13 protein-coding genes and 1 pseudogene are annotated in these 25,597 nt (G+C 62.3%); 9 read left to right on the top strand and 5 right to left on the bottom strand.

Going from position 1 to position 25,597, the window contains the following annotated elements; genetic code table 11:
* Nucleotides 1-2: 2 nt before the first annotated feature.
* Entirely contained in the window at nt 3-950 is a 948-nt protein-coding gene (locus tag ACKZ62_RS17505; protein WP_032885352.1) for a nucleoside-specific channel-forming protein Tsx, read from the bottom strand.
* A 155-nt stretch (nt 951-1,105) separates the two neighbouring features.
* Complete coding sequence (locus tag ACKZ62_RS17500; protein WP_447095592.1) at nt 1,106-2,044, bottom strand: AraC family transcriptional regulator; 939 nt, start codon at nt 2,042-2,044, stop codon at nt 1,106-1,108.
* Nucleotides 2,045-2,297: 253 nt separating this feature from the next.
* Here ACKZ62_RS17500 and ACKZ62_RS17495 point away from each other — a divergent pair, with 253 nt between their 5' ends.
* Both ACKZ62_RS17495 and ACKZ62_RS17490 read left to right on the top strand, forming a co-directional pair.
* Nucleotides 2,298-3,563 (top strand): ABC transporter substrate-binding protein, encoded by a 1,266-nt coding sequence (locus ACKZ62_RS17495; RefSeq protein ID WP_371854025.1) that lies wholly within the window; start codon nt 2,298-2,300, stop codon nt 3,561-3,563.
* A gap of 18 nt (nt 3,564-3,581) precedes the next feature.
* A complete protein-coding gene (locus tag ACKZ62_RS17490; RefSeq protein ID WP_032885349.1) occupies nt 3,582-4,355 on the top strand; it encodes an L-iditol 2-dehydrogenase in 774 nt (257 codons plus the stop codon).
* Between the two features lie 140 nt (nt 4,356-4,495).
* Here the strand turns inward: ACKZ62_RS17490 and ACKZ62_RS17485 are convergent, their stop codons facing one another.
* Nucleotides 4,496-5,188, bottom strand: a complete 693-nt coding sequence (locus ACKZ62_RS17485) for an NUDIX hydrolase (protein WP_447095591.1) — start codon at nt 5,186-5,188, stop codon at nt 4,496-4,498.
* Between the two features lie 147 nt (nt 5,189-5,335).
* Between ACKZ62_RS17485 and ACKZ62_RS17480 the strand changes: the two genes are divergently transcribed.
* From ACKZ62_RS17480 to ACKZ62_RS17460, 5 genes are all read left to right on the top strand, one after another.
* Nucleotides 5,336-5,983, top strand: a complete 648-nt coding sequence (locus tag ACKZ62_RS17480; RefSeq protein WP_447095590.1) for a nicotinamidase — start codon at nt 5,336-5,338, stop codon at nt 5,981-5,983.
* Between the two features lie 11 nt (nt 5,984-5,994).
* Nucleotides 5,995-7,212 (top strand): nicotinate phosphoribosyltransferase, encoded by a 1,218-nt coding sequence (pncB, locus tag ACKZ62_RS17475; protein ID WP_099601596.1) that lies wholly within the window; start codon nt 5,995-5,997, stop codon nt 7,210-7,212.
* Nucleotide 7,213: 1 nt separating this feature from the next.
* Entirely contained in the window at nt 7,214-8,020 is an 807-nt protein-coding gene (gene nadE, locus ACKZ62_RS17470; protein WP_447095589.1) for an NAD(+) synthase, read from the top strand.
* Nucleotides 8,021-8,178: 158 nt separating this feature from the next.
* Nucleotides 8,179-9,534 (top strand): MATE family efflux transporter, encoded by a 1,356-nt coding sequence (locus ACKZ62_RS17465; RefSeq protein ID WP_032885342.1) that lies wholly within the window; start codon nt 8,179-8,181, stop codon nt 9,532-9,534.
* A gap of 40 nt (nt 9,535-9,574) precedes the next feature.
* On the top strand, nt 9,575-10,747 hold the full coding sequence (locus ACKZ62_RS17460) for an MFS transporter (protein ID WP_447095588.1): 1,173 nt from the start codon (nt 9,575-9,577) through the stop codon (nt 10,745-10,747).
* Nucleotides 10,748-10,789: 42 nt separating this feature from the next.
* Here the strand turns inward: ACKZ62_RS17460 and ACKZ62_RS17455 are convergent.
* Nucleotides 10,790-10,897, bottom strand: a pseudogene (locus ACKZ62_RS17455) (type II toxin-antitoxin system HicB family antitoxin); the annotation flags it as partial.
* Nucleotides 10,898-11,145: 248 nt separating this feature from the next.
* Here ACKZ62_RS17455 and ACKZ62_RS17450 point away from each other — a divergent pair.
* Entirely contained in the window at nt 11,146-21,348 is a 10,203-nt protein-coding gene (locus tag ACKZ62_RS17450; protein WP_447095587.1) for a non-ribosomal peptide synthetase, read from the top strand.
* A complete protein-coding gene (locus tag ACKZ62_RS17445) occupies nt 21,345-24,524 on the top strand; it encodes a non-ribosomal peptide synthetase (protein WP_447095586.1) in 3,180 nt (1,059 codons plus the stop codon). The genes ACKZ62_RS17450 and ACKZ62_RS17445 overlap by 4 nt, the downstream gene beginning before the upstream one ends.
* A 62-nt stretch (nt 24,525-24,586) precedes the next feature.
* Here the strand turns inward: ACKZ62_RS17445 and ACKZ62_RS17440 are convergent, their stop codons facing one another.
* Entirely contained in the window at nt 24,587-25,540 is a 954-nt protein-coding gene (locus ACKZ62_RS17440; protein ID WP_181644312.1) for an alpha/beta hydrolase, read from the bottom strand.
* Between the last annotated feature and the right edge of the window lie 57 nt (nt 25,541-25,597).

Here is a 25,597-nt window from a genome sequence, read left to right as displayed (position 1 = left end):
GATCAGAATTGGTAGCCGACACCGGCGTAGTAGCCCCAGCCATCGGAGCGGGCGCGGAAGTTGCCTTCGCCGAAATTCAACTCGCTGCCATCTTCCCAGTTGCCGCCGTTATGGAAGTAGCGCCCGACCAGCGTGAAGCGCAGGTGGGTGAACGAGTACAGCAGCACGTTGGTCGCCACCATTGAATTGGCGGTGCGCGCCGGGTTGTCCTTGTGCAGGTTGGAGCCGAAATCGTAGTTGGTGAAGCCGATGTAGGTCAGCGAAGCGCCGTTGTCGAACTTGCCGATGGGCACGATGTACTTCATCTGGGCGCGATAGCCGTCCCAGGAATACTCATTGCTGGCACCGTAGTTTTCCCACTGGTAGCGCCCATAGAAGTTAGCCGACAGGTTGACCCGCGAGTGGGTGTCGATGTCGGTGCCAAGGCCGCTGTACAGGGTGTTGGCGCGGTTTTCCTTGTTGCTGCCGTGGTCGTAGATCCAGTCGAACGCCACGTACCATTCCTTGAACGGCCCGATGGCCAGGCTGCGACCGGCCAGGTAGTCGATGGAGATGCGCGGCTCATGCTCCATGAACACCGGCGAGCCGTGGTCCCATGCGCCTTTGTCGTTGCTGTTACCAATGCCGAGGATCTTCGGCACGTCGATGTAGCCATACAGCTCGAAGGGCCCTTTGCGGCCGAAGTACTCGTATTCCAGGTAAATGTCATCGGACGGCTTGGGGCCGAAGCTGATGTCTTTGCTGCCGATCAGCGTCAGGTCCTGGTTGAACCATTGCGACAGGTAAGGGCCTTTATTTGATTGGGTGGCTTCAGGGCTGAGGGTTTCGCCCTGTGCTGAGTCATTGGCAGGTGTTTCCTGCGCCAAAATGGGTGTGCTGAGTACTCCCGTAACGGCGGCCAGTAGCAAGGAAACACCAAAGCAGGCGCGAGGCCTTGAGGTGAGGTGCATTGAAAGTCCCTATTCGTACGCGGTTTGAACCCGATTGCTCAGGTAAGGGGGAACTTGGCGGTCAAGTTCGTACCGCAAACGTTTGCACAGGCTGTACCAACTTTGCCCAATGGCTTGAATGGCCTAGGAAAAAGACAAATTAGTCGACCTTTTGATCAGAAATGGCTGGGTGTCATTTTTTCAATGGGATTGAACAGATGCATCGCGGTGTCGCGGCGATATTCGCTCGGCGTCTGGTTCATCTCGATGCGAAAGTGTCGGTTGAAATTGGACAGGTTGGCGTAGCCCACTTCAAAGCAGATATCCGCCACCGACCGCTCACTGTGCAGCAACAACCGGCACGCGCGCTGCACGCGAAATTTGCGCATCAGGTCGATAAAACCGTGGCCGGTGTTGCGTTTGAAGAACCGCGAGAATCCCGGTTCGCTCATCTCCAGTTGCTGTGCGATGACCGACAGGCGCACGTCGCCAGTGAGTTCGCGCATCAGGTAGTCGAAGGCCTTGTTGATGCGTTCAGCGCTGCGGGCATCCAGCGTGGGCGCGTAGCAGGGGCTGGCCAGTGCCTTGACCTGGAATGGCGGCGCGTTTTTCAGCGTGTCGAGCAATTGCAGGAACAGGATCAGCCGTTGCAGGCCATGGGCGCTACCGATGGCTTCCAGCAGGTGCGCAGCCTTTGCGGCGCTGTCACCGGTGAACTCCAGGCCGCGCCGGGCCTGTTCGAACAGCGGCTGCAAATCCCCAAGTTCCGGCAGGGTATTGCGCAAGGCGAGCAGGGCGGCGCCATCGAATTGCAGCACCACATCGCGCCCGCTCAAGTGTTCGCCGGGGGCCAGTTCGCCTATCCAGTCGTGGGGCAGGTCCGGGCCGATCAATGCGACATGGCCGGCGCTGAATGCACCGATATAGTCGCCCGCCACCAGCTTGCCGGTGCCTTGGCGGATCAGGTGGATTTCAAATTCGGGATGGTGGTTCCAGCGCGCCAGATCATAGGGGTAATCGTGTTCGAACCAACGAAAGCAGTGGTCGGGTTCAGGCAAGATCACTTCGAGTTCCGCGGGGCGGTGCTCGAACAGTTCGGCGCGGCTGACGGGCATGGTGCTGCCTCTTGTGCGTTGGATTACACCAAAATACGCGGGTTTGCACGGGGCAGGCTACCCCCGCTTTCGCCCGGCACTGATACTTTTTTGATCCTGAGTGTGCGGTTAAAAAAGTATCAGCCGCGCATTCGCCAGGCGTTTGTGAGGGCTTGGCCAAGCTGCTGTAATCGGTGCTCAACAACAAAAACAACAGGTGGAAACCGCCATGTTAACGCTTCCCAAAGCACTGTTACTGCTGTCCGGCCTGGCTATGGCTATACCCGGCCATGCGGCCGACACCGTGACCATCGCCACGGTCAACAACAGCGACATGATCCGCATGCAGCGCCTGTCCAAGGTGTTCGAAGAGCAGCACCCTGGCATCAAACTTAACTGGGTAGTGCTTGAAGAAAACGTTCTGCGCCAACGCCTCACCACCGATATCGCCACCCAGGGCGGGCAGTTCGATGTGCTGACCATCGGCACCTACGAAACCCCGTTGTGGGGCGCCAAACAATGGCTGGAACCGTTGACCGAGCTGCCGGCCGATTACGACGCCGACGATATCTTCCCCTCAGTGCGCCAGGGCCTGTCGGTCAATAACACCCTCTACGCCTTGCCGTTCTACGGCGAAAGCACCGTCACCTACTACCGCACTGACCTGTTCAAGAGCGCCGGCCTGAGCATGCCCGCGCATCCCACCTGGACCCAACTCGGCGAGTTCGCCGCCAAACTCACCGCCAAGGACAAGGGTCAGTACGGCATGTGCCTGCGGGGCAAGGCCGGCTGGGGGGAGAACATCGCGCTGTTGAGTACCATGGCTAACGCCTTTGGTGCGCGCTGGTTCGACGAACAATGGAAGCCCGAGCTGACCAGCCCCGAATGGACCGCCGCCGCCAACTTCTACGTCAATACCCTCAAGCAATACGGCCCGCCAGGCGTGTCGAGCAACGGGTTCAACGAGACCTTGGCGCTGTTCAACAGTGGTAAGTGCGCGATCTGGGTCGACGCCAGCGTCGCCGGTTCCTTCACCACCGATACCAGCCAGAGCAAGGTTGCCGACAGCGTTGGTTTCGCCGCCGCGCCTACTGAGGTGACCGACAAAGGTTCATCCTGGCTCTACGCCTGGTCCCTGGCGATCCCGGCCACTTCCAAGCACAAGGACGCCGCCAAGGCCTTTATCACCTGGGCCACTTCCAAGGACTACATCCAACTGGTCGCCGATAAAGAGGGCATCACCAACGTACCGCCGGGCACGCGCCAATCCACTTACAACGAGGCTTACCTCAAGGCCGCGCCGTTTGCCCAGGTGACGCTGGAGATGATGAAACACGCCGACCCCGCCCATCCTTCAGCCAAACCGGTGCCGTACGTGGGCATCCAATACGTGACCATCCCCGAGTTCCAGGCCATCGGCACCTCGGTCGGCAAGCTGTTTTCAGCGGCGCTTACCGGCGGCATGACGGTTGATCAGGCCTTGTTGCAGGCGCAGTCCACCACCGAGCGCGAAATGAAACGCGCCGGCTATCCCAAGTAACCTTGACGGACAACACCCATGAAACGACTGGAAGGTAAAAGCGCGCTGATCACTGGATCGGCGCGCGGGATTGGCCGCGCGTTTGCCCTGGCCTACATCAATGAAGGCGCGACGGTTGCCATTGCCGACATCAACCTGCAACGTGCCCAGCAAACTGCCGCCGAGCTGGGCCCTCAGGCCTACGCGGTCGCGATGGATGTCACTGACCAAGCCTCCATCGATGGCGCGATTGCCGCCGTGGTGGCCCATGTCGGGAAGTTGGATATCCTGGTCAACAACGCAGCGCTGTTCGACCTGGCGCCCATCGTCGACATCACCCGCGACAGCTTCGAGCGGCTGTTTGCGATCAATGTCGCCGGCACGCTGTTCACCTTGCAGGCCGCGGCCCGGCAGATGATCCGCCAGGGCCACGGCGGCAAAATCATCAACATGGCCAGCCAGGCCGGGCGGCGCGGTGAGGCGTTGGTGGCGGTGTACTGCGCGACTAAGGCAGCGGTGATCAGCCTTACGCAGTCGGCGGGGTTGAACCTGATCAAGCAAGGGATCAACGTCAACGCCATTGCACCCGGTGTGGTCGACGGTGAGCATTGGGATGGGGTAGATGCACTGTTCGCCAAGCATGAAGGGCTGGCGCCTGGCGAGAAGAAGCGGCGGGTGGGGGCAGAGGTGCCGTTTGGGCGGATGGGTACGGCTGAAGACCTCACCGGAATGGCAATCTTCCTGGCGTCGAAGGAGGCTGATTATGTGGTGGCCCAGACCTACAACGTCGACGGCGGCAATTGGATGAGCTAACGCCATACCCCAATCAAAACTGGGGGAGGGGGCTTGCTCCCGATAGCGGAGGATCAGTCACTTTATTTGCGGACTGTCACACTGCTATCGGGAGCAAGCCCCCTCCCACATTTGAACCTCATCGCGCTTGAAAAGGGTGATTAGTCGGCAAAACTGCGATCAAAGAAGTAAACCGCCCCAAGCTTCAAGTTTTCCACCGTGGCCTGGGGCCTGCCGCCCTCGCCATGCTTCTTGCGCCCCGTCTCGCGCAAATATCCCGCGTCCGTCAGCTTCAACAAGCGCTGGCGAATACTGGTCTTGAGCACCGGCCGCTCCAGCACCAGGGAAAAGATCGTGGTCGCCTCCGGCGCGCTGAACTCATTGCCCAGGAACATCAGCGGCAAGCTGCTGTACAGCGACTTGGAGAACAACCGCTCCTGCACGGCCGCGACGATGCTGTTGTGATCGAACGGCAACTTGATGCTGCCGTCCGCCACCGCCCTCAACCCAAACCAGCCTTGATGCTCCCCCAGTTGCACCTCATCCGCGACGATCGCCAAGTAGTACGTTGACGACGACCAGCAACGCGGGTCGCGAAACGCATCGCCCACCGTACCGACTTGCTCGCTCCAGGCCAGCTCCAGACCGACCTTGTCGCTGGTTCGCAAGCGTTCCACCGCATCCTGGAGGCTCAGATCTTGCACGCCGCCATTCACCACCACGCCCGGCAACGCCCAATGCCCGGCGAAGGGCTCGGCGTCGCGCTTGTTCAGCAACAGTTTCAGTTCCCCGGTTGCGCGGCAGTAAAAAAGCACGCAGAGGTCGACGGTGTGGAGGTAGGCGCTAAGTGGCATATGAAATCCTTCTGAACGGCGAAGAGGGCTCAGTCTAACGGATCGAAAAGATATGTCATGTGCTTGAAGGCGAATAGATAAATAAATGTTTCTTGCAATGAAAGTACATGACGTGTACTTTTGTTTCCAGGCCACAGGAGAACAGCCATGACCCTTGCGAAAACTGCCCTTGCTTCTTTCGATGTCGATCCTCAGAAGAGCTTCACGCCGCTGTGCCCCAACGAATTGCCTGTGGCCGGTGGTGACCAGATCGGTGCCGAACTCAACTACATGGCCAGCCTCGCCGGCTATCGCGTCGGTAGCAAGGACGCCCACACCCCGCAAGCACCCTGGGTGGTCGCGCAGCCCAGCGAGATGCTGCAACCCACCGGCCTGACCCACGCCGACCTCACATGGGTCAGCCACTGCGTACCGGGCACTGAAGGTTTCACGTTGCTCGATGAGCTGCCCACGCCCTATGACTACGACTACTTCATCTGGAAAGGCGTCGAGCCCGACCTGCACCCCTACGGTGCTTGCTACCACGACCTGCACGACAAGCTGTCCACCGGAGTCATCGAGTACCTCAAGGCTCAAGGTGTCACCCGTGTGATCGTTGGCGGCCTGGCCCTGGACTACTGCGTCAAAACCACCGCACTGCAATTGCTCAAGGCCGGTCTGGAAGTCGTGCTGCACCTGCCGGCGTGCCGCGGTATTAGCGAGGAGGGCGGCGTACAGGCTGTCAACGAGTTGCTCAAGGCCGGTGCCGGCGTCAGCCGCACCCGCGAAGAACTGGCCGCGATGGCCACGCGTTAAGGAGATTTACCATGGAAAGTGCCTACGACTACGACGCCCCGGTGATCCAGGGCCTGCTCGACACCGACTACTACACCTTCACCATGATGCAGGCGGTGTTGCACCAGTACCCCAACGTCGATGTGGAATACAACTTCATCGTCCGCTCCAAGGAAAAACTCGGCCACTTGATCCCGCAGTTGCGCGCCGAGTTGGACAAACTCGCCAGCCTGCAGGTGCGTGAAGGCGAGCTGCGCTTTCTGTTCAACCCACGCTTTCGCGAGTACCTCACCCCGGACTACGAGCGCTTCCTGGGCCTGTTCCGCTTCAACCTGCGTTATATCCACGTCAGCGAAGTCGATGGCCAATTGAACATCCGCGTGGTCGGCCCGATGCTGCACTGCATCATGTTCGAACAGCCGGTGCTCGCGTTGGTCAGCGAACTGCGCAACCGCGACAAATACCCGGATGTGACCCTGGAAGACGTCACCCGCAAGCTGTACCAGAAGTTCGACTGGCTGGAGAAAAACCTCAGCCGCGACGAGTTGGCCGACCTGCGCGTCTCCGACTTCTCGACCCGTCGGCGCCTGTCGTTCAAGGCCCAGCGCGAAGTGGTGGACATCATGCGCCGCGACTTCCCCGGCCAGTTCGTTGGCACCAGCAACGCGCACCTGGCGTATGAATTCGACTTGCCGCTGATCGGCACCATGGCCCACCAATGGCTGATGGTGCACCAGCAATTGGGGCGCTTGCGCGAAAGCCAGAACGCCGCCCTGGAGAACTGGGTGCATGAATACCGTGGCCGTCTCGGCATCGCCTTGACCGACTGCATCAGCACCGACTTTTTCCTCAAGGACTTCGACCTGTACTTCGCCAAGCTCTACGACGGCCTGCGCCAGGACTCCGGTGACCCCATCGCCTGGGCCGACAAGGTGCTGGCTCGCTACAAACAGCTGGGCATCGACCCGATGACCAAGGACCTGATGTTCTCCGACGGCCTGAACTTCGAAAAATGCCTGCCGATCCTGCGGCACATTCGTGGCAAGGCCAAGTTCGGTTTCGGCATGGGCACCAGCCTGGCTTGCGATGTGGACGGCGTCGAACCGCTGAGCATCGTTATGAAGCTGGTACGGGTGCACGGCGAACCGGTGGTGAAGTTCTCCGATGACCCGGTGAAGAACGTCTGCGAAGACCCCTCGTTTTTGCAGTACGCGGCGAAGGTATTCAATGTCGGCAAGGTGGAGGTGTGACATGCAAGACCGTATCGCGCAGGAACTGAATATCAACCGGCAACTGGTGAAGGGCGGTGAGGCCAGGGAAATCCAACGGCGCATCGATTTCATCAAGACCACGTTGCGCCAGTCGGGCTGCAAAGCCCTGGTGCTGGGCATCAGCGGTGGCGTGGATTCCCTGACCGCCGGCCGCCTGTGCCAGTTGGCGGTTGAGCAACTGCGGGCTGAGGATTACGCCGCGCGCTTTATCGCCATGCGCCTGCCCTACAAGACCCAGGCCGATGAGCGCGACGCCCAGGCCTCGCTGGATTTCATCACTCCGGACCACATCGACACCCTGAACATCGCCGCCAGCGTCGACGGTCTGATGGCCAGCCTCACCGCCACCGACGCCAGCGCCGCTCAAGTGGACTTCATCAAAGGCAACGTCAAGGCCCGCACCCGCATGATCGCGCAGTACGCCGTGGCCAACTTGCACAATGGCCTGGTGGTCGGCACCGACCATGGCGCCGAAGCTCTGATGGGGTTTTTCACCAAGTTCGGTGACGGCGCCTGCGACCTGGCGCCATTGTCCGGCCTGACCAAAACCCAGGTGCGCCTGTTGGCCGCCGCCCTCGGCGCCCCGGCGAACCTGGTGCACAAGCAGCCCACAGCCGACCTCGAAGAACTGGCACCGGGCAAGCTGGATGAACAGGCTTATGGCTGCACGTACGAAGAGATCGATGCGTACCTGATGGGCGAGCCGGTGAGTGAGCGGGTGCGGGACATCGTTGAATCGGCCTATCTCAAGACCGCACACAAGCGTGCGCTGCCGGTTGCGCCATAGCCTTTGTCGTGAGCGGGGCGAGCTTGCTCACGACAAAAAAACAGTTGCCCATTCAGGTTGCCCACTGTTCGACGCCATGCCTCGATAAACCGCAGGAACATTGGATCCACATGCGGTATAAACCTCGGACGCTTTAGTTCTTCGAGGCCCTGTTTCTCATGCAAAGCCCTTTGCAACGCCCGCTGTGGCAGGTCTATCTGATCTTTCTGGCACCGATGGTGCTGTCCAACTTCCTGCAGAGTTTTTCCGGCACGCTCAACGGCATTTATGTCGGGCAGATGCTCGGCACTCAGGCCCTGGCGGCGGTGTCGGGGATGTTCCCCATCGTGTTTTTCTTCATTGCCCTGGTGATCGGCCTGGGGGCGGGTGCGTCGGTGTTGATCGGGCAGGCCTGGGGTGCCCAGGAAACCGCGATGGTCAAGTCGATTACCGGCGCGACGCTGACCCTTGGCGCGCTGGTGGGCTTGATCGCGGCGGTGTTGGGCAGTCTGTTTGCGCGCCCGGCGTTGCAGGCATTGGGCACGCCGGTTGACGTGCTCGACGACGCAGTCGGCTATGCCCAGATGATGATGCTGATCATGCCGCTGTTGCTGGTGTTCATCCTTTACACCCAATTGCTGCGGGGCGTCAGCGATACGATTTCGCCCTTGCTCGCGTTGATGGTCTCGACACTGGTCGGCCTGTTGCTGACCCCTGCGTTGATTCGCGGCTGGATCGGCCTGCCGCCCTTGGGCATCCAGAGCGCGGTGTACGCGGGCCTGGTGGGAAATGCCTCGGCGATGCTGTTTCTGGTCCTGCGCCTGCGCCATAAAAACCACGTGATGGCGCCGGATCGCGAACTGCTCGCGGCCTTGCGCCTGGACCGCGTCATCCTCGGTAAAGTCCTGCGTATCGGCCTGCCCACCGGCTTGCAGATGGTGGTGCTGTCGCTCTCGGAGCTGGTCATCCTGGCGTTGGTCAATAGCCATGGTTCCCAGGCCACGGCGGCCTATGGGGCGGTGACGCAGATCGTCAACTACGTGCAATTTCCGGCCCTGTCGATTGCCATCACTGCCTCGATCCTCGGCGCCCAGGCGATTGGCGCCGGGCGCCTGGAGCGCATCGGGCCGATTCTGCGTACCGGGTTGCTGATCAACACCTGTCTCACCGGTGGTCTGATTGTGCTGGGCTACTTGTTATCCCACTGGTTGCTCGGGCTGTTCATCACCGATGACGCCGCACGCGTGAATGCCGAGCACCTGCTGCACATCATGTTGTGGAGCATCCTCGTGTTCGGCTTCCAGGCCGTGATCGGCGGGATCATGCGTGCCAGCGGCGTGGTGCTGATGCCGGTGGCGATCTCGATCTTCTGCGTGCTGTGTGTGGAGCTGCCGATGGCATACCTGCTGAATGCGCACTTCGGCCTGGAAGGCGTTTGGATGGCGTTTCCGGTGACGTACCTGGCGATGCTGGGGTTGCAGACCGCGTATTACCGGTTGGTGTGGCGGCATAAACAGATCAAGCGGTTGGTGTGATAAAAGGATGCGCAATTTAAGGACAGAAGGCGTTTAAGTCATGGCAAACCCCTACGCCGAGTTATTCAAAGTCCCTGGCGCCCGGGCTTTTGTATTGGCCGGCATGCTGGCGCGTATGCCGGTGTCCATGACCGGTATCGGCATTATCACCATGCTTTCCCAGGTGCATGGCGGCTACGGCCTGGCAGGCTCGGTGGCGGCGGTATTCGCGTTGGCTACGGCGATTTGCGCGCCACAGGTATCACGGCTGGTGGACCGCTACAGCCAAGGCCGGGTGCTGCCGATTGCCGCGTTGATCGGTGGCGGGGCGCTGCTGATGCTGTTGCTGGGCACGCGGTTGCAGGCGCCGACCTGGACGCTGTTCCTGTCTGCCGCCTTGGCCGGTTGCATGCCGAACATGTCGGCGATGGTGCGGGCCCGTTGGACCGAGTTGTACCGAGGCCAGCCCAAGCTGCAAACCGCCTTTGCCCTGGAGTCGGTGCTGGATGAGGTGTGCTTTATCGTCGGCCCGCCGATTTCAGTGGGCTTGAGCGTGGTGCTGTTTCCCGAAGCCGGGCCGCTGGTGGCCGCGTTGTTGCTGGCGGTGGGCGTCACCACGTTCGTCCTGCAACGAGCGACCGAACCCCCGGTGCATGAGCACCACGATCACCATGCCGGCTGGCTGATCGCGTCACCGTCGGTATTGATCCTGATGATCCTCTTGCTGGCCATGGGGGTGATCGTGGGTGTGGTGGATGTGGTCAGCGTGGCGTTTGCCCAACACCAGGGTCAGCCGGCGGCGGCGAGTATTGTGCTGTCGGTGTACGCCATCGGTTCATGCCTGGCGGGACTCGCCTTTGGCACTCTCAAGCTCAAGGCGCCGCTGCCGAGCCAGTTTCTGTTCTGCGGCGTGGCCACGGCGTTGACCACCTTGCCGTTGCTGCTGGTCACCAACATTCCAGGCCTGGCGGTGGCGATCTTTATCTCCGGCCTGTTCTTTGCCCCGACCCTGATCGTGTCCATGGCGCTGGTGGAGCGGATCGTCCCCGCCAGCCGCCTGACCGAAGGCATGACGTGGCTGATCACCGGCCTGAGCATCGGCGTGGCCATTGGTGCCGCCAGTTCCGGTTGGATGATCGACCACTTTGGCGCCGCCAGCGGGTTCTGGGTGGCGTTGGCGGCGGGCGCGGTGGTGTTGGGCTCGGCGGTGTTGGGGTACCGGCGGTTGGGTTAACCAACCCATCGCTGGGCATGCCTCTGTGCTGTGATGTTGCAGGAATGCGTTCAGCGCCTTGATGAACAGGATCTTGCCGAACAGGCAGTTGTCTTCAAGGCTGGCCTCTATGGAGCCGTTGCAGGCTTTTCGTTTGAGTTGGTTGTTCACGTAATCAGTTCTCCTGAACGCAATGGTTCGATGATTCGGCGCCGAATGCAGTGCTTCAGTGCATTGCCGGGGCCGGGCCTGTGCAACGTGATCATTCTCGCTTTTGCACGGGTTTCCCGGGATTGACGTAACCCTTGATGACCCCTCGCTCCAACCCCTCCACCCGCCGCTAATTTTTCCCTCTCCGGTTCGTTTTATAGGGACGACGTGCCTTTGTGCTTCCTGCCTATTGCTCCGGACTCCAACAAATGAATGCTGAAGACTCCTTGAAACTTGCTCGCCGGTTTATCGGGTTGCCCCTGGAAAAACGCCAGCTGTTCCTGCAAGCACTGCAGAAAGAAGGGGTGGATTTCTCCCGGTTTCCGATTCCAGCCGGGGTGGAGGTGGAGGACCGTCAGGCACTGTCTTACGCACAGCAGCGCATGTGGTTCCTGTGGCAATTGGACCCGGCCAGCGGCGCTTACAACCTGCCGGGGGCGGTGAGACTCAAGGGAGCGCTGAGCTTAAGCGCGATGGAGCAGGCATTCGCCAGCCTGGTGGCGCGTCACGAGACCCTGCGTACGGTGTTCCAGCGCCAGGCCGATGAGCGCCTGTTGCAAGTCGCCGTACAACCCTCATTGGCCATTGAACAACTCGACCTGACTGACCTGGCCCCGGCGGAACGCGAGCAGGCAGTGAATGACGCAGCCACCCGCCAGTCGCTGCTGCCATTCGACCTGGAGCACGGCCCGCTGCTGCGTGTGCAATTGCTCAAGCTTGGCGCCCAGGAGCATGTCCTGCTGCTGACCCTGCACCACATCGTCTCCGACGGTTGGTCGATGAATGTGCTGATCGACGAGTTCATCCGCTTTTACGACGCCCATGAGCGCAACGAGGCACCGCAATTGCCGGCGCTGCCGATCCAATACAGCGACTACGCCCTGTGGCAACGCCGCTGGTTGGAAGCGGGGGAGCAGGCCCGTCAATTGGAGTACTGGCAGGCGCGCCTGGGCGATGAGCACCCGGTGCTGGAACTGCCGACGGACCGTCCGCGCCCGGCCATGCCCAGCTATCAGGGCACCCGCCATAACTTCGCGATTGAGCCGGCACTGGCGGCGCAACTGCGCGCCTGTGCGCAAAAGCACAACGTCACGCTGTTCATGCTGTTGCTCGGTGCCTTTAATGTGCTGCTGCACCGCTACACCGGCCAGGGCGATATCCGCGTCGGCGTGCCGATTGCCAACCGTAACCGCAGTGAAGTCGAAGGGCTGATCGGGTTTTTCGTCAACACCCAGGTGTTGCGTACCGAGCTGACCGGGCAAACCCGTGTTGCTGAGCTGCTGCAAGGCATCAAAGAGCACGCCCTCGGCGCCCAGGCCCATCAGGAACTGCCGTTCGAGCGTCTGGTGGAAGCCCTGAAAGTCGAGCGCAGCCTCAGCCATACGCCGCTGTTCCAAGTGATGTACAACCACCAGCCGGTGGTGGCCGATATTGCATCGGTCAGTACCGCCTCCGGCCTGGAGCTGGCGTTGGTGGAGTGGCAAGGCCGTACCACCCAGTTCGACCTTACCCTCGACACGTATGAAAAATCCGGCACCCTGCACGCCGCGCTGACGTACGCCAACGACCTGTTTGACGCGCCGTCCATCGCGCGTATGGCCCGGCACTGGATCAGCCTGTTGCAGGCCATGGTTGCCGATGGCGAGCAGCGCGTCGGCGAGTTGCCGATGCTGGCTACCCAGGAGGAGCAGGTGCTGGTTGAGGCCTGGAATCAAACCGCAGAGGCATATCCGACTGAGCGTGGCATTCATCAACTGATCGAAGACCAGGTCCAGGCCACACCCCACGCTCCGGCACTGGTGTTTGGTGCCCAAACGCTGACCTACGCCCAGCTCGATGCCCGTGCCAACCAGTTGGCTCACGCCTTACGCGAACAGGGCGTTGGTCCCGATGCATTGGTGGGGATCTGCGTCGAGCGCTCCGTGGAAATGGTCGTTGGCCTGCTGGCCATTCTCAAGGCCGGCGGCGCTTACGTCCCGCTTGACCCTGAATACCCCCAGGAACGCCTGGCCTACATGATCGAAGACAGCGGCATCCAACTGCTGCTCAGCCAGCACAGCCTGGTACCGTCGCTGCCCACCGAGGGCATCCAGGTGATCACCTTGGACCAGGCGCCTGGCTGGCTTGACGGATACAGCAGCGCATCGCCCGCCGTAGCCATCCACGGGCTGAACCTGGCCTATGTGATCTACACCTCCGGTTCCACCGGCAAGCCCAAGGGCGCCGGTAACAGCCACCGCGCGCTGGTCAACCGTTTGTGCTGGATGCAGCAAGCCTACGGCCTGGACGCCAGCGATGCGGTACTGCAAAAAACCCCGTTCAGCTTTGACGTGTCGGTGTGGGAATTCTTCTGGCCGCTGATGACCGGTGCGCGCCTGGTGGTCGCGGCCCCTGGCGAACACCGCGAGCCGGCGCGTCTGATCGAGACCATCGGCCAGCACGGCATCACCACCTTGCACTTCGTACCGTCCATGCTCCAGGCGTTCGTCCATGAGCCGGGCGTACAGGGCTGCACCAGCCTCAAGCGCATCGTGTGCAGCGGCGAAGCCTTGCCACTGGATGCGCAACTGCAAGTCTTCGCCAAGCTGCCCCAGGCAGGGTTGTTCAACCTCTATGGCCCGACCGAAGCGGCCATCGACGTGACCCACTGGACCTGCGTCGACGAAGGCCGTGACGCCGTGCCCATTGGCCGCCCCATCGCCAACCTTGGCACCTACGTGCTCGACGCGCAGCTCAACCCGGTGCCCGCCGGCGTGTCCGGCGAGCTGTACCTGGGCGGCACCGGCCTGGCCCGCAGTTACCACCGTCGTCCGGCGCTGACCGCCGAGCGTTTCGTGCCCAGCCCTTTCGGTGACGGTGCGCGTCTGTACCGTACGGGCGACCGCGTGCGCCAGCGTGAGGATGGCGTGATCGACTACCTTGGTCGGCTCGACCATCAGGTCAAGCTGCGCGGCCTGCGCATCGAGTTGGGAGAAATCGAGACGCGCCTGATGCAACACCCAGGCGTGCGTGAGGCGGTGGTGCTGGTGCAGGGCGGCAAGCAATTGGTGGCCTACCTGGTGCTGGAAGGTGAAGCGCCGACCGACCTCAAGGCCTGGCTGCTCAGCAGCCTGCCGGAATACATGGTGCCCACCCACATGGTGCACCTGGCCAAGCTGCCGGTGACCGCCAACGGCAAGCTCGACCGCAAAGCGCTGCCGCTGCCGGATGCCGCGCCGCAACAAGCCTACATCGCACCGCAAAACCCACTGCAACAAGCCCTGGCAACGATTTGGAGCGACGTACTCGGCGTCGAGCAGGTCGGCCTGGAAGACAACTTTTTCGAGCTGGGTGGTGATTCGATCATCTCCATTCAAGTGGTCAGCCGTGCGCGCCAGGCGGGGATTCGCCTCAGCCCGCGCGACCTGTTCCAGTACCAGAGCGTGCGCAGCCTGGCCCTCGTCGCCACCTTTGAGCAGGCCAGCGTTATCGACCAAGGCCCGGTCAGCGGCGAGGTGCTGCTGACGCCGGTACAGCACAGCTTTTTCGCCCAGGCCATCCCGGCACGTCACCACTGGAACCAATCCTTGTTGCTGACCCCGCGCGAGGCCCTGGACCCGGTGCGCCTGGAAGCGGCGCTGACGCAGTTGATTAACCACCACGACGCCCTGCGCCTGCGTTTTGTGCAGCGTCCCGACGGCTGGCAGCAAACCCACGCTGCGCCCGTCGACGAGCCTGCGCTGTGGCACTCCCATGCCGCCGACGATACTCAACTGGCCGCGCTATGCGACGAAGCCCAGCGCAGCCTCGACCTGACGCAAGGCCCGCTGCTGCGCGCCGCCCTCGTCTCCATGGCCGATGGCACCCAGCGCTTGCTGTTGGTGGTGCATCACCTGGTGGTGGATGGGGTTTCATGGCGCATCCTGCTGGAAGACCTGCAACAGGCTTACCGCCAGGCATCCTTGCCGGCCAAGACCAGTGCCTACCAAACCTGGGCGAACCAACTGCACACCCACGCGCAAACCCTCAGCGAACAACTGCCTTACTGGCAGGCGCAGTCCGTCGACGCCGAGCTGCCGTGCGACAACCCCCACGGCGGGCTGCAAAACCGCTTGGGCTGCAAGCTTGAATCCCGCCTCAACGTCGAGCAAACCCGCCAGTTGCTGCAAGACGCGCCAGCGGCTTATCGCACTCAGGTCAACGACCTGTTGCTGACGGCGTTGGCGCGGGTAGTCAGCCGGTGGAGCGGGCAGGCTGCGGCGCTGATCCAACTGGAAGGCCACGGTCGCGAAGATCTGTTCGACGCCGTCGACCTCACCCGCACTGTTGGCTGGTTTACCAGCCTGTTCCCTGTACGTCTGCAGGCGGACGGCGAGCTGTCGACCGCGATCAAGTCGGTCAAGGAGCAACTGCGTGCCGTGCCCGACAAGGGGCTGGACTACGGCCTGCTGCGCTACCTGGCTGCGCCTCAGGTGCGTGAAGCCCTTGCGGGCCTGGCCGCGCCGCGCATCACGTTCAACTACCTCGGCCAGTTCGATCGCCAGTTCGATGAGTCCGCATTGTTCGTGCCCGCCACCCAAGGCAGCGGCCAGGCCCAAGACCCCGAAGCGCCATTGGCCAACTGGCTGACGGTGGAAGGGCAGGTGTATGGCGGCGAACTGGCGCTGCAATGGGGGTTCAGCCGCGAGATGTTCCAGGCGTCGACCATCCAGCGCCTGGCGGATGATTACACCGCCGAACTCAACGCCTTGATCCAGCACTGCTGCGATACACCCGCCGGGCAGGTGACGCCGTCGGACTTTGCGCTGGCAACCCTGACCCAACAGCAATTGGATGATTTGCCCGTGGACGGCCCGGCCATCGCCGATATCTACCCGCTGTCGCCCATGCAGCAAGGCATGCTGTTCCACACCCTGTACGAGCCTGAAGCCCAGGCCTATATCAACCAGTTGCGCCTGGACATTGAAGGCCTCGATCTGCTGAGCTTTGGTCGTGCCTGGCAGGCGGCGCTGGATCGGCATGACATTTTGCGCAGCAGCTTCCACTGGCTCGGCCTGGATAGCGCCCATCAAGTGATCCAGCGCCAGGTCGATTTGCAGCTGCACGTGATCGAAGACCCGCATGCTGACCTCGACACCTTGGCCGACGCCGAGCGTCAGCGCGGTTTTGAGTTGAACGCGGCGCCCCTGTTTCGCCTGATGTTGGTGCGCGGTGCCGGTACGGGCTGGCACATGATTTTCACCAGCCATCACATCCTCATGGATGGCTGGAGCAATGCCCAGTTGCTCGGCGAAGTCATTGCCGACTACGCAGGCCACGTTTTGCCCGCACCGTTGGGGCAGTTCCGCGATTACTTGGGTTGGCTGCAGCAGCAAGCCTCGGGCGAAAAGTTCTGGCGCGAAGCCCTGGCACCGTTGCAAGCCCCAACCCTGCTGGCTGAAGCACTGCGCGTGCCGGTCGAAGGGGCGGGCATGGCCGACCATCACACCACCCTGGACAGCCAGTTCACCCGCGCGCTCGGCGATTGCGCGCGCCAGCACAAAGTCACCCTCAACACCCTGCTGCAAGGCGCCTGGAGCCTCTTGCTGCAACGCTACACCGGCCAGGATTGCGTGGCTTTCGGTGCCACTGTTGCCGGGCGTTCGGCGCCGTTGCCGGGTATCGAGCAGCAACTGGGCCTGTTTATCAACACGTTGCCGATCATCAGCGCGGCCTCGCCGGCCCAGTCCGCCGCCACCTGGCTCGCGGAGCTGCAAGCGCTGAACCTCAGCCTGCGCGACCATGAACACGTACCGCTTTACGACATCCAGGGCTGGGCCGGTCAACAAGGTGCCGCACTGTTCGACACCTTGCTGGTGTTTGAAAACTTCCCGGTAGCCGAAGCGCTCAAGCAAGGCGCGCCAGCGGGCCTGACCTTCGGCAAGATGCACAACCATGAGCGCACTCACTACCCGTTGACCCTGGGCATCGAACTGGGGACTGGCTTGCGCCTGGAGTTCAGCTACGACCGGGCGCGGTTCACCGAGCAACACGTCGCGCAATTGAGCGCCAACCTGCAGCACCTGCTGGCGCAATGGGTGGCGGATATCCACGCGCCACTCGGCACCCTGCAACTGCTGGACAACAGCACGCAAGCCTCGCTGCTCGCCATCAGCCAATCCCCTGGTACTGCGCCGCGGCCAATGCGTGTGCATGAACGCATCGCCACCCAAGCCCAGGCCACCCCTGATGCGCTGGCGGTACAGGCAGGCAGTGAACGCCTGAGTTACGCCCAGCTCAATCAGCGCGCCAACCGTCTGGCTCACCGCCTGCTGGAACACGGCGTGGGCCCGGGCCAACGGGTAGGCCTGGTTTCCCGGCGTGGCCCGCAGTTGATCGTCAGCCTGCTGGCCGTCCTCAAAAGTGGCGCGGCCTACGTACCGCTGGACCCCAACTACCCAGCCGAGCGCCTGAGCTACATGTTGGCAGACAGCCGTCTGAACCTGTTGCTCAGCGAGACCGGCTTGCTGGCTGATCTGCCATTGCCCCACGGGCTCAAGCGTGTGGAGTTCAGCGCACAGGGTGAAGAGCTGGCGGGCTACCCGTTGACCAATCCACCGAACCACGCCGCTGCCGCCGACCTCGCTTATGTGATCTACACCTCAGGCTCCACCGGCCAACCCAAGGGGGTGGCCATCGACCATGCTGCACTCGACCAGTTCTGCGACACAGCGGCCGATTACAGTGCGCTGACGCCTGCCGACCGCGTGCTGCAATTTGCGACGTTCAGCTTCGACGGGTTTGTCGAGCAATGCTACCCGCCGCTGTGCATCGGCGCGGCGCTGATCATGCGCGGCGATGAGCTGTGGGACGCCGGGTTGCTGGCGCAGCAAATCGTCGAGCAGGGCGTGACCCTGGCCGACTTGCCCGCCGCCTATTGGTACTTGCTGGCCAAGGAGTGCGCCGTCGATGGCCGCACCCTGGGCAACTTGCGGCAAGTGCATGTCGGCGGCGAAGCCATGGCCGTGGAGGGCGTACGTGCCTGGTACGAGGCTGGGTTGGGCAATGTTCGTCTGGTGAACACCTATGGCCCGACCGAAGCCACCGTGGTCTCCAGCGTGCATGACTGCCAGCTTGCAGATGCCAATGACGCCTTTGGCATGCCGATCGGGCGGGCGATCGACGGGCGCGCGCTGTACGTGCTGGACAGCGGGTTTGAATTGCTGCCGACCTGCGGCGTCGGCGAGCTGTGCATCGGTGCGGCGGCGGGCTTGGCCCAGGGCTACTTCGATCGCCCGGCGCTGACCGCCGAACGCTTCTTGCCGGACCCGTTCTCCGGCGTGCCGGGATCGCGGCTGTACCGCAGCGGCGACTTGGCTCGCTACAACGACAACGCGGCTCTGGAGTACGTGGGCCGCATTGACCATCAAGTGAAAATCCGTGGGTTCCGGATCGAGATGGGTGAAATCGAAGCCTGTCTGCAAGCCATGCCTCAGGTGCGCGAGGCGGCGGTGATTGCGCTGGACGGGCCGACCGGCGCGCAGTTGGTCGCCTATGTCGTGCCCCAGTCGGATGCCCTGGAGGCGCACACCTTGACGGCGGCGTTGCGTCAGTCGTTGCCGGACTACATGGTGCCGAGTTTCCTGATGCTGATCGACGTGTTGCCCCTGAGCCCCAACGGCAAACTGGACCGTAAAGCCTTGCCAAAGCCGGATGTCAGCCAACGGCAAAAACACTATGTGGCACCCCGAACGGCCCTGGACATTCAGGTCGCCGAGGTTTGGCAAAACGTGCTGGGGCTGGAACAGGTCGGGCTGGACGATCACTTCTTTGAGTTGGGTGGGCATTCGCTATTGGCCACCCAAGTGGTCGCACGCTTGAAGACGCTGTTGGCCTGCGACCTGACCCTGCGTGACCTGTTTGGCGCGCCGCGACTGGCAGACTTTATCGCGGCGATCTCCACCCGCACCGGGCAGGACACGTCGCCGGCGCGCAGCCCATTAGTGGCTCACGGCGAAAAAACCAGCGCAGCACTGTCCCTGGTGCAACGCCGGCTATGGGTAGTGGAGCAGCTGTCGCAGGCCAGTGGCGCCTATGGCATGCCGCTGGCCGTGCGCTTGCGCGGCGAGTTGTCGGTGCCGCTGCTGGTCAGCAGCCTGGCACAGGTGGTTGCCCGCCACGAAACCCTGCGCACGGCCTACATCACCGACGAGGAGGGTGACCCGCAGGCCGTCATCGCCGCGCACGTGGAGGTCGACTTGCCGTTACTGGACCTGTCGTCCCTGGATCCCGCTGAACAGCAGCGCCGGGTCGCGGTCGCCGTTGAGGCGAACACCCGCCAATCCATCAGCCTGCTGCACGCGCCTTTGTTACGTGGACAGGTGCTCAAGCTGGGCCCCACCGAACATGTGTTGCTGTATTCGATGCACCACATCATCTCCGATGGCTGGTCGATGGCGGTGCTGGTCAATGAACTGGTGGGCTTCTACGGCCGGGCGAAGGCGGGGGGCGTTGAGCCGCTGCCGCCGCTGCCGATCCAGTATTCCGATTACGCCCTCTGGCAACAGCAACTGCAACGCACCGGCGTGCTGGCCGCGCAGGCGCGTTACTGGGAACAGGCACTGGCCGGTCACAGCGGCGTGTTGCAACTGCCCACCGACCAACCGCGCCCCCAGGCGCCGACCCATGAAGGTCGCGACCTCGGTTTCACGCTGCCCTTGGCCTTGCATGAAGGGCTCAAGGCTGTGTCGGCGCGTGCCGGTGTGACGCTTTACAGCACGATGCTGGCCGCGTTCCAGATCCTGCTGCATCGCCTCAGCGGCAGCGATGACGTGCTGGTCGGTGCCGACGTTGCCGGGCGCCAGCAGCCTGAGCTGGAAGGTCTGATCGGTTTCTTCGTGAACATTCTGCCGCTGCGCTCGACCTTCGTGGCGCAGCAACCGTTCAGCGCTTTCCTGGCCACCACCCAAGGCACCGCGCTGGATGCTTTTGATCATCAGGACCTGCCCTTCGACATGATTGTGGAGGCCTCGCCGCGCCCGCGCCAACGGGGTTTCAACCCACTGGTGCAGGTGTTGTTCGTGATGAACAACCTGCCGGTGCAGGGTGGCCAGATGGACGGGATCGAGGTTGAGGTACTGCCCACTCGTGGCGGTTACTCCAAGTTCGATATGGCCCTGTTCATCGATGAGGATGCAGGCGGCCTGCACGGTACCTGGCAGTACGCCAGCGACCTGTTTGAACAACAACGCATCGAGTCATTCGTCAACGCCTGGACGGGAATTCTTGAACAGATTGTGTGTGATCCGAACATTCAATTAGGGGATATCACCATGCCTACCAACACCTTGGAACAAACCACGACGCCCGTACCGCCAGCCATCAAGGCCGACAAGCTGGGCAAGTTCCTGAAAAAATCCCAGAGCCGCACCGACAGGCCTGCCGGTGCGTTGATGCGTGAATCGCTGCTGGTACCCGGGCAGGATTTTCCATTGCTGATGGAACCCACTGATCCGGGCCTGGACCTGGTGGCCTGGATCAAGGACAACCGCGCCCTGGTGGAAGAAAAACTGGCTCGCCATGCGGGGATTCTTTTCCGTGGATTTGCCCTGCGCGATATTCATGACTTCGAAGCGTTTGCTGAAGCTGTACAGCCGGGCCTCTATGGTCAATACGGCGACTTGCCGAAAAAAGAGGGCGGTAAGAACACCTACCGGTCCACGCCGTACCCCGAAAAGAAAATGATCCTGTTCCATAACGAAAGCTCCCATCAGGACCGCTGGCCGCGCAAGCAGCTGTTCTTCTGCGAACAGCCATCCCCAATCGGCGGCGCCACACCGGTGGTGGACTGCCGGCAGATGTACCTCAAGTTGCCGGCGGCGATCCGCGAGCGCTTCGAGGACAAGGGGTTGCTGTACGTGCGCACCTTTGCCGACAAGCTGGACGTTTCCTGGCAGCACTTCTTCAAGACCGACGTGCGTGCCGACGTCGAGGCGCGTTGCCGGGCAGCGGGCATCGCGTGGACCTGGCTGGACAACGATGAACTGCAAATCCGCACCCCGTGCCCGGCGATCATCCGGCACCCGGTGACGGGGGAAAAAACCTTCTTCAACCAGGTTCAGTTGCACCACATCTTCTGCCTGGACCCGGATGTGCGCGAAGACTTGCTGGCTCTGTTCGGCGAGCAGCGTATGCCTCGGCACGTGTACTACGGCGATGGCTCGCCGATTGAAGACGAAGTCATGGCCTTGGTGGGCGAGCTGTACGAAGCCTGCGCGGTGCGGTTCGACTGGCACAAGGGCGATGTCATCCTGCTGGACAACATGCTGGCTGCCCACGCACGTGATCCCTTCGAAGGACCGCGCAAGATCGTTGTGGCAATGGGCGAAATGATTGAACGCAGCGCGCTGCACCTAGCGCATAGCGAGACCGAAAAGGAAGAGGCCGGAGCATGAGTACTGCACAACAGGGAACCGTGGACGCGGGACTGGCGTTGCTGGTCGAGCAGCAACAGCATCTGGACGCACGGCAACAAGGGGCGAGCTGGGGGGATCTGACCCACTGCCTGAAACTGGATATTCGTGGCGAGCTGGACCCGGTGCGCCTGCAACACGCGTTGGATAGCCTGGCGGTGCGCCACGAAGCATTGAGTGCGCAGTTTGCGCCCGTCAGTGGTTATCACGGATTGCGCCAGCGGGTCGCGCCGGCTGAAGCGGTGAGCTTGACCCAGTGGCTCGACGTGGCGTCGCCCCAACAGGTGATTGCACGCCAACAGCAGTGGTTGCAGCAGCACCAGCCGCTAATCGGTGCGTTGTTGCAGCGCCTGGAAACGGACCACTGGCAACTGTTGATAGGCGTTTCGCGTTACGCCGCCGACGCCGGGACCTTGGCCCTGATCCAGCAGGAGTTGTTGGCCGCTTATGGGCAGCAAGGGTTTGAAGAGGACGAGCCGGGGCAGTTTTCCCAGTACCTGGAATGGCGCAGCGAGGTGATCTTCGACGAAGACGCAGACACCGCCAAGGCTTACTGGCAGCAGTATCTGCAAGGGCACGAGGGGCTGGTCAGCGGGCCAGACTTGCCCTATCGCCTGACGTGCGCAGAAGTCCTGCCGGCAGAACGCTTGAGCGTGCCACTGGATCAATCGCTGTTGGCTCGCCTGCGCACGGCAGGGTTGCCGCTGGACGTGCTGATGCACGCCGCCTGGTGGGTACTGCTGGCGCGCATCAGTGGTCGGGAGTCATTCCTGGCGGGATGGCGGCATGATGCGCGCCTGGACTATGAATGTTTCAGCCACAGCCTGGGCCTGTTCGAGAAAACCCTGCCGTTGGCGATTCGCATTGATCCGGCCAGCACCTTCCGTGAGCTGGTGACCACCTTGGCCGCGCAGTTGGATCAGCACCGCACCTGGCAGGAATACTGGACACCGTTGTCGTTCCCGCAACAGGCCGCGCCTGCGGTCGGTTTTGGCAATCGGTTGGTTTCGGAACCGCGTGAAGTGGCCGGGATGGTTTGGGTGGGCAGCGACCTGCCGGCCCGTCTGCCTGAATTCGAGTTGGCCCTTCAGTTGGAAATCGCAGCGTCTGGCGAACCTCAAGGTTTATCACTGGACTTCAATCCCGCACGCTATACGGCGCCCGCCGTCGAGACGCTGTTGGGCCAGCTCCGCGAGTTGCTCCACAGCATCGCCGACAAACCGGATGAAACCCTTGCACGCCTGAACCTGTTGGGTGCCGACGAAAAGAGCCGGTTGCTGGCACTGAACCCGCCGGCGCAAATCATGCAAACGCCGCAGTTGTTGCCGCAACGTATCGCTGCGTGGGCTGATCAGACGCCGGATGCCGTGGCGTTGGTCGCTGCGGGCCAGGCCCTTAGCTACGCTGAACTGGACGCCCGTACTGCGCGCTTGAGTGCCGAATTACTGCGCCAGGGTGTGGGCGCTGGGTCGATCGTGGGCCTGGCGCTGCCGCGTTCGGCGGAACTGGTCGTCGCCATTCTTGCCACCTGGCGTGCGGGCGCAGCCTATCTGCCGCTGGACCCGCAATGGCCAGTGGCGCGCCAGGCTGAAATCGCAGGGCACGCCGCCGCGAGCTTGATCCTGGTGACTCACGCGCCAGGCCAGGACGACCCGCTGACCGCGTTCAAACTGCTCAATCCGGGCGCATCAACCCAGGATGCCACGGTGGCCCCGGCGGTGTCCGTGCAGGCCCGTGACGTCGCCTATGTGCTGTTCACCTCCGGCTCCACCGGCCAGCCCAAAGGCGTGGTGATCGAGCATGGCGCGTTACTCAACTACACCGCGAGCAGCAGCCAGCAACTGGGCCTGTCCGCCTGCCGCCACGTTGCCTTTAGTTCCACGGTAGCGGCGGATCTCGGCAACACCGCCTTGTTCGGCGCGCTCTACAACGGCGCGACCTTGCATATAGCTGACGATGCGACCCTGCAAGATCCCCAGGGCTTCGCAGGGTTCCTGCGGGAAAACAGCATCGATTGCCTGAAAATCGTGCCTTCGCACCTGGCCGCCTTGCTTGAGGCTGATACCGCCGTATTGCCTGACACGCTGGTGCTGGGCGGTGAAGCCATCGGCGCGAGCCTGGTGCAGCGCATTCGTCAGCTGCGGCCCGACTGTCGCGTGTTCAACCATTACGGCCCCACCGAAGCGACAGTGGGCGTGATGGTGCATCCGTTACTGCCTGCGGAAGACGTGTCCCATGGCGTGCCGCTGACCCACGTGCTTCCCGGAAACCAAGTCTTCGTACTGGGCGCCGACGCGCAATTGCTGGCAACGGGTGAACTCGGTGAGTTGTTCATCGGTGGCCACCAGCTGTGCCGAGGCTATTTGCAGGGCGAGGCGGATGCAGACGCGTTTATCCATAGCCCGCTGGTGGACGGCGAGCGCCTTTACCGCACGGGAGACCTGGCCCGTTATCGGGTGGAGGGGGGCGTGCAGCTGTATGGCCGTCGCGATCATCAGGTCAAGGTGCGTGGTTTCCGCATTGAGCTGGCCGAGATAGAGGCGCAGTTGCTGCGTTTGCCCGAGGTCAGTGAGGCCGTGGTGGTGCTGGTGCAAGAGGAGCCGCAAGCGTTTGTGGTAATGCGTGCGGCGACGGCAGAGGACGTAGGGCCTCAATTGAAAAACCAACTGGCCCAGCATCTGCCGGCGGCCATGGTGCCGCGCCAGATTGTGAGCCTTGAACGCATGCCGCGCCTGCCAAACGGCAAGGTTGACCGCAAGGCGCTGCAGCACGCTCAACCTGTAGTTTCCCAGGCGGTGTACGTCGCGCCACGGGATGCGCTTGAAACCCTGTTGTCCACGCGCATGGCCCAATTGGTCGGGTTGGAACGGCTGAGCATCGAGGAGGACTTTTTCGCCGCAGGCGGGCATTCCTTGTTGGTGATCAAGCTGGTGGCAGGCATCCGCAAGCTGCTGCAATGCGAGATTCATCCCGGTGTGGTGTTTGATCACCCAAGCGTGGCGGCATTGGCGCGGGAGCTGCGCGAGCGTGAAACTGTCGCTGGGCAGTTGGAGAGAATCGCCCAGGCACGTTTGCGCATGGATGCAATGACACCTGAAGAGAAAGCGGCGCTTATGGAAAAGGCCAGGCAGTTGCAGGCGAGCAAGGAGCAGGGGTAGGGATGTAAAACGGGGCTGGCAATCAGCCCCGTTGTTTAATGGCGGGAACGGTCAAGTGTTGCTTAGCGCTGTTCCCCCAACCAACTCAACACGCCTTCATAAATGCCTGCAACCGCGCTGGTAATGCCGTTCATGCGCAGGAAGTCATGGGTCAGCCCCGACTGCACGTGCAGGCTGACCGCTGTGCCGCTCGCGGCCAGCATCTGGGCGTACGCCTGCCCTTCGTCATACAGCGGATCGTACTGGGCCAGGCTGATATAGGCCGGTGCCAGTGCAGTCAGCCCTTCGGCCAGCAACGGCGAGACTCGCCAGTCCAGACGCTGTTGGGCGTTCGGGCAATAGTGTTGGTAGAACCATTCCAGGGTGGCCGTTTCCAGCAGGTAATCCTCGGCATAGTGGCGATGGGAATCACGCTGCCGCGAGGTATCAGTGACCGGGTAAAACAGCAACTGGGCCCAGGGTTTGAACGCCAGTTGCTGCGGCGCCTTCACTGCGGTGATCGCCAGGACGGTCGCCAGCGTTGCCCCCACACTGTCACCCGCCAGGGTAATCCGGCGGTTGTCCAGTTGCAGGTTGCCGGCCTGTTCGGCCAGCCAATTGGCGGCGTCGAGGCTGTCATTCACTGCGGTCGGGAAGCTCGCCTGTGGCGCCAGACGGTAGCTGGGCGCGAACACCGCGTACTGACCGCTGGCCGCGAGCCTGCGGCAGATGGAGTCGTGGGAGTCCAGGCTGCCCACCACATAACCGCCGCCGTGGAAGTACGCAATCACCGGCAACTGCGCGGTGCCGGGCGCCCGGTAAAGGCGGGCGGGCAGTGCATGGCCATCGCGGGCGGTGACCGTCAGGTGGGTGACCACCACCGACCCCGGCGGGCTGGGGTCGAGAATGGCCGAAGTCTGTTCGAACTCCCGCCGTGCCTGTTCAACACTCAGTGCGTGCATGGGTTGGCTTTTACCGGTCAGGCGACCCATCTGCGCCAATTCCAGAAAACCTTCGAGATCAGGGTCCAGGGGCATTGCATATTCCTTGTGAAATAGGCTGAAGCGCCGCCCCTGACCATCAGGGGCGGCGAC

The sequence above is a fragment of the Pseudomonas sivasensis genome, assembly GCF_052938085.1.
The sequence above is the reverse complement of the archived record's forward strand: the minus strand, read 5'-3'. Positions and strand labels throughout refer to the sequence as shown.

Excerpts from the sequence above, each read along its gene's own strand:
- ACKZ62_RS17505 (WP_032885352.1), bottom strand. The coding sequence starts at position 950 with ATGCACCTCACCTCAAGGCCTCGCGCCTGCTTTGGTGTTTCCTTGCTA.
- ACKZ62_RS17500 (WP_447095592.1), bottom strand. The coding sequence starts at position 2,044 with ATGCCCGTCAGCCGCGCCGAACTGTTCGAGCACCGCCCCGCGGAACTC.
- ACKZ62_RS17495 (WP_371854025.1), top strand. The coding sequence starts at position 2,298 with ATGGCTATACCCGGCCATGCGGCCGACACCGTGACCATCGCCACGGTC.
- ACKZ62_RS17490 (WP_032885349.1), top strand. The coding sequence starts at position 3,582 with ATGAAACGACTGGAAGGTAAAAGCGCGCTGATCACTGGATCGGCGCGC.
- ACKZ62_RS17485 (WP_447095591.1), bottom strand. The coding sequence starts at position 5,188 with ATGCCACTTAGCGCCTACCTCCACACCGTCGACCTCTGCGTGCTTTTT.
- ACKZ62_RS17480 (WP_447095590.1), top strand. The coding sequence starts at position 5,336 with ATGACCCTTGCGAAAACTGCCCTTGCTTCTTTCGATGTCGATCCTCAG.
- pncB (WP_099601596.1), top strand. The coding sequence starts at position 5,995 with ATGGAAAGTGCCTACGACTACGACGCCCCGGTGATCCAGGGCCTGCTC.
- nadE (WP_447095589.1), top strand. The coding sequence starts at position 7,214 with ATGCAAGACCGTATCGCGCAGGAACTGAATATCAACCGGCAACTGGTG.
- ACKZ62_RS17465 (WP_032885342.1), top strand. The coding sequence starts at position 8,179 with ATGCAAAGCCCTTTGCAACGCCCGCTGTGGCAGGTCTATCTGATCTTT.
- ACKZ62_RS17460 (WP_447095588.1), top strand. The coding sequence starts at position 9,575 with ATGGCAAACCCCTACGCCGAGTTATTCAAAGTCCCTGGCGCCCGGGCT.
- ACKZ62_RS17450 (WP_447095587.1), top strand. The coding sequence starts at position 11,146 with ATGAATGCTGAAGACTCCTTGAAACTTGCTCGCCGGTTTATCGGGTTG.
- ACKZ62_RS17445 (WP_447095586.1), top strand. The coding sequence starts at position 21,345 with ATGAGTACTGCACAACAGGGAACCGTGGACGCGGGACTGGCGTTGCTG.
- ACKZ62_RS17440 (WP_181644312.1), bottom strand. The coding sequence starts at position 25,540 with ATGCCCCTGGACCCTGATCTCGAAGGTTTTCTGGAATTGGCGCAGATG.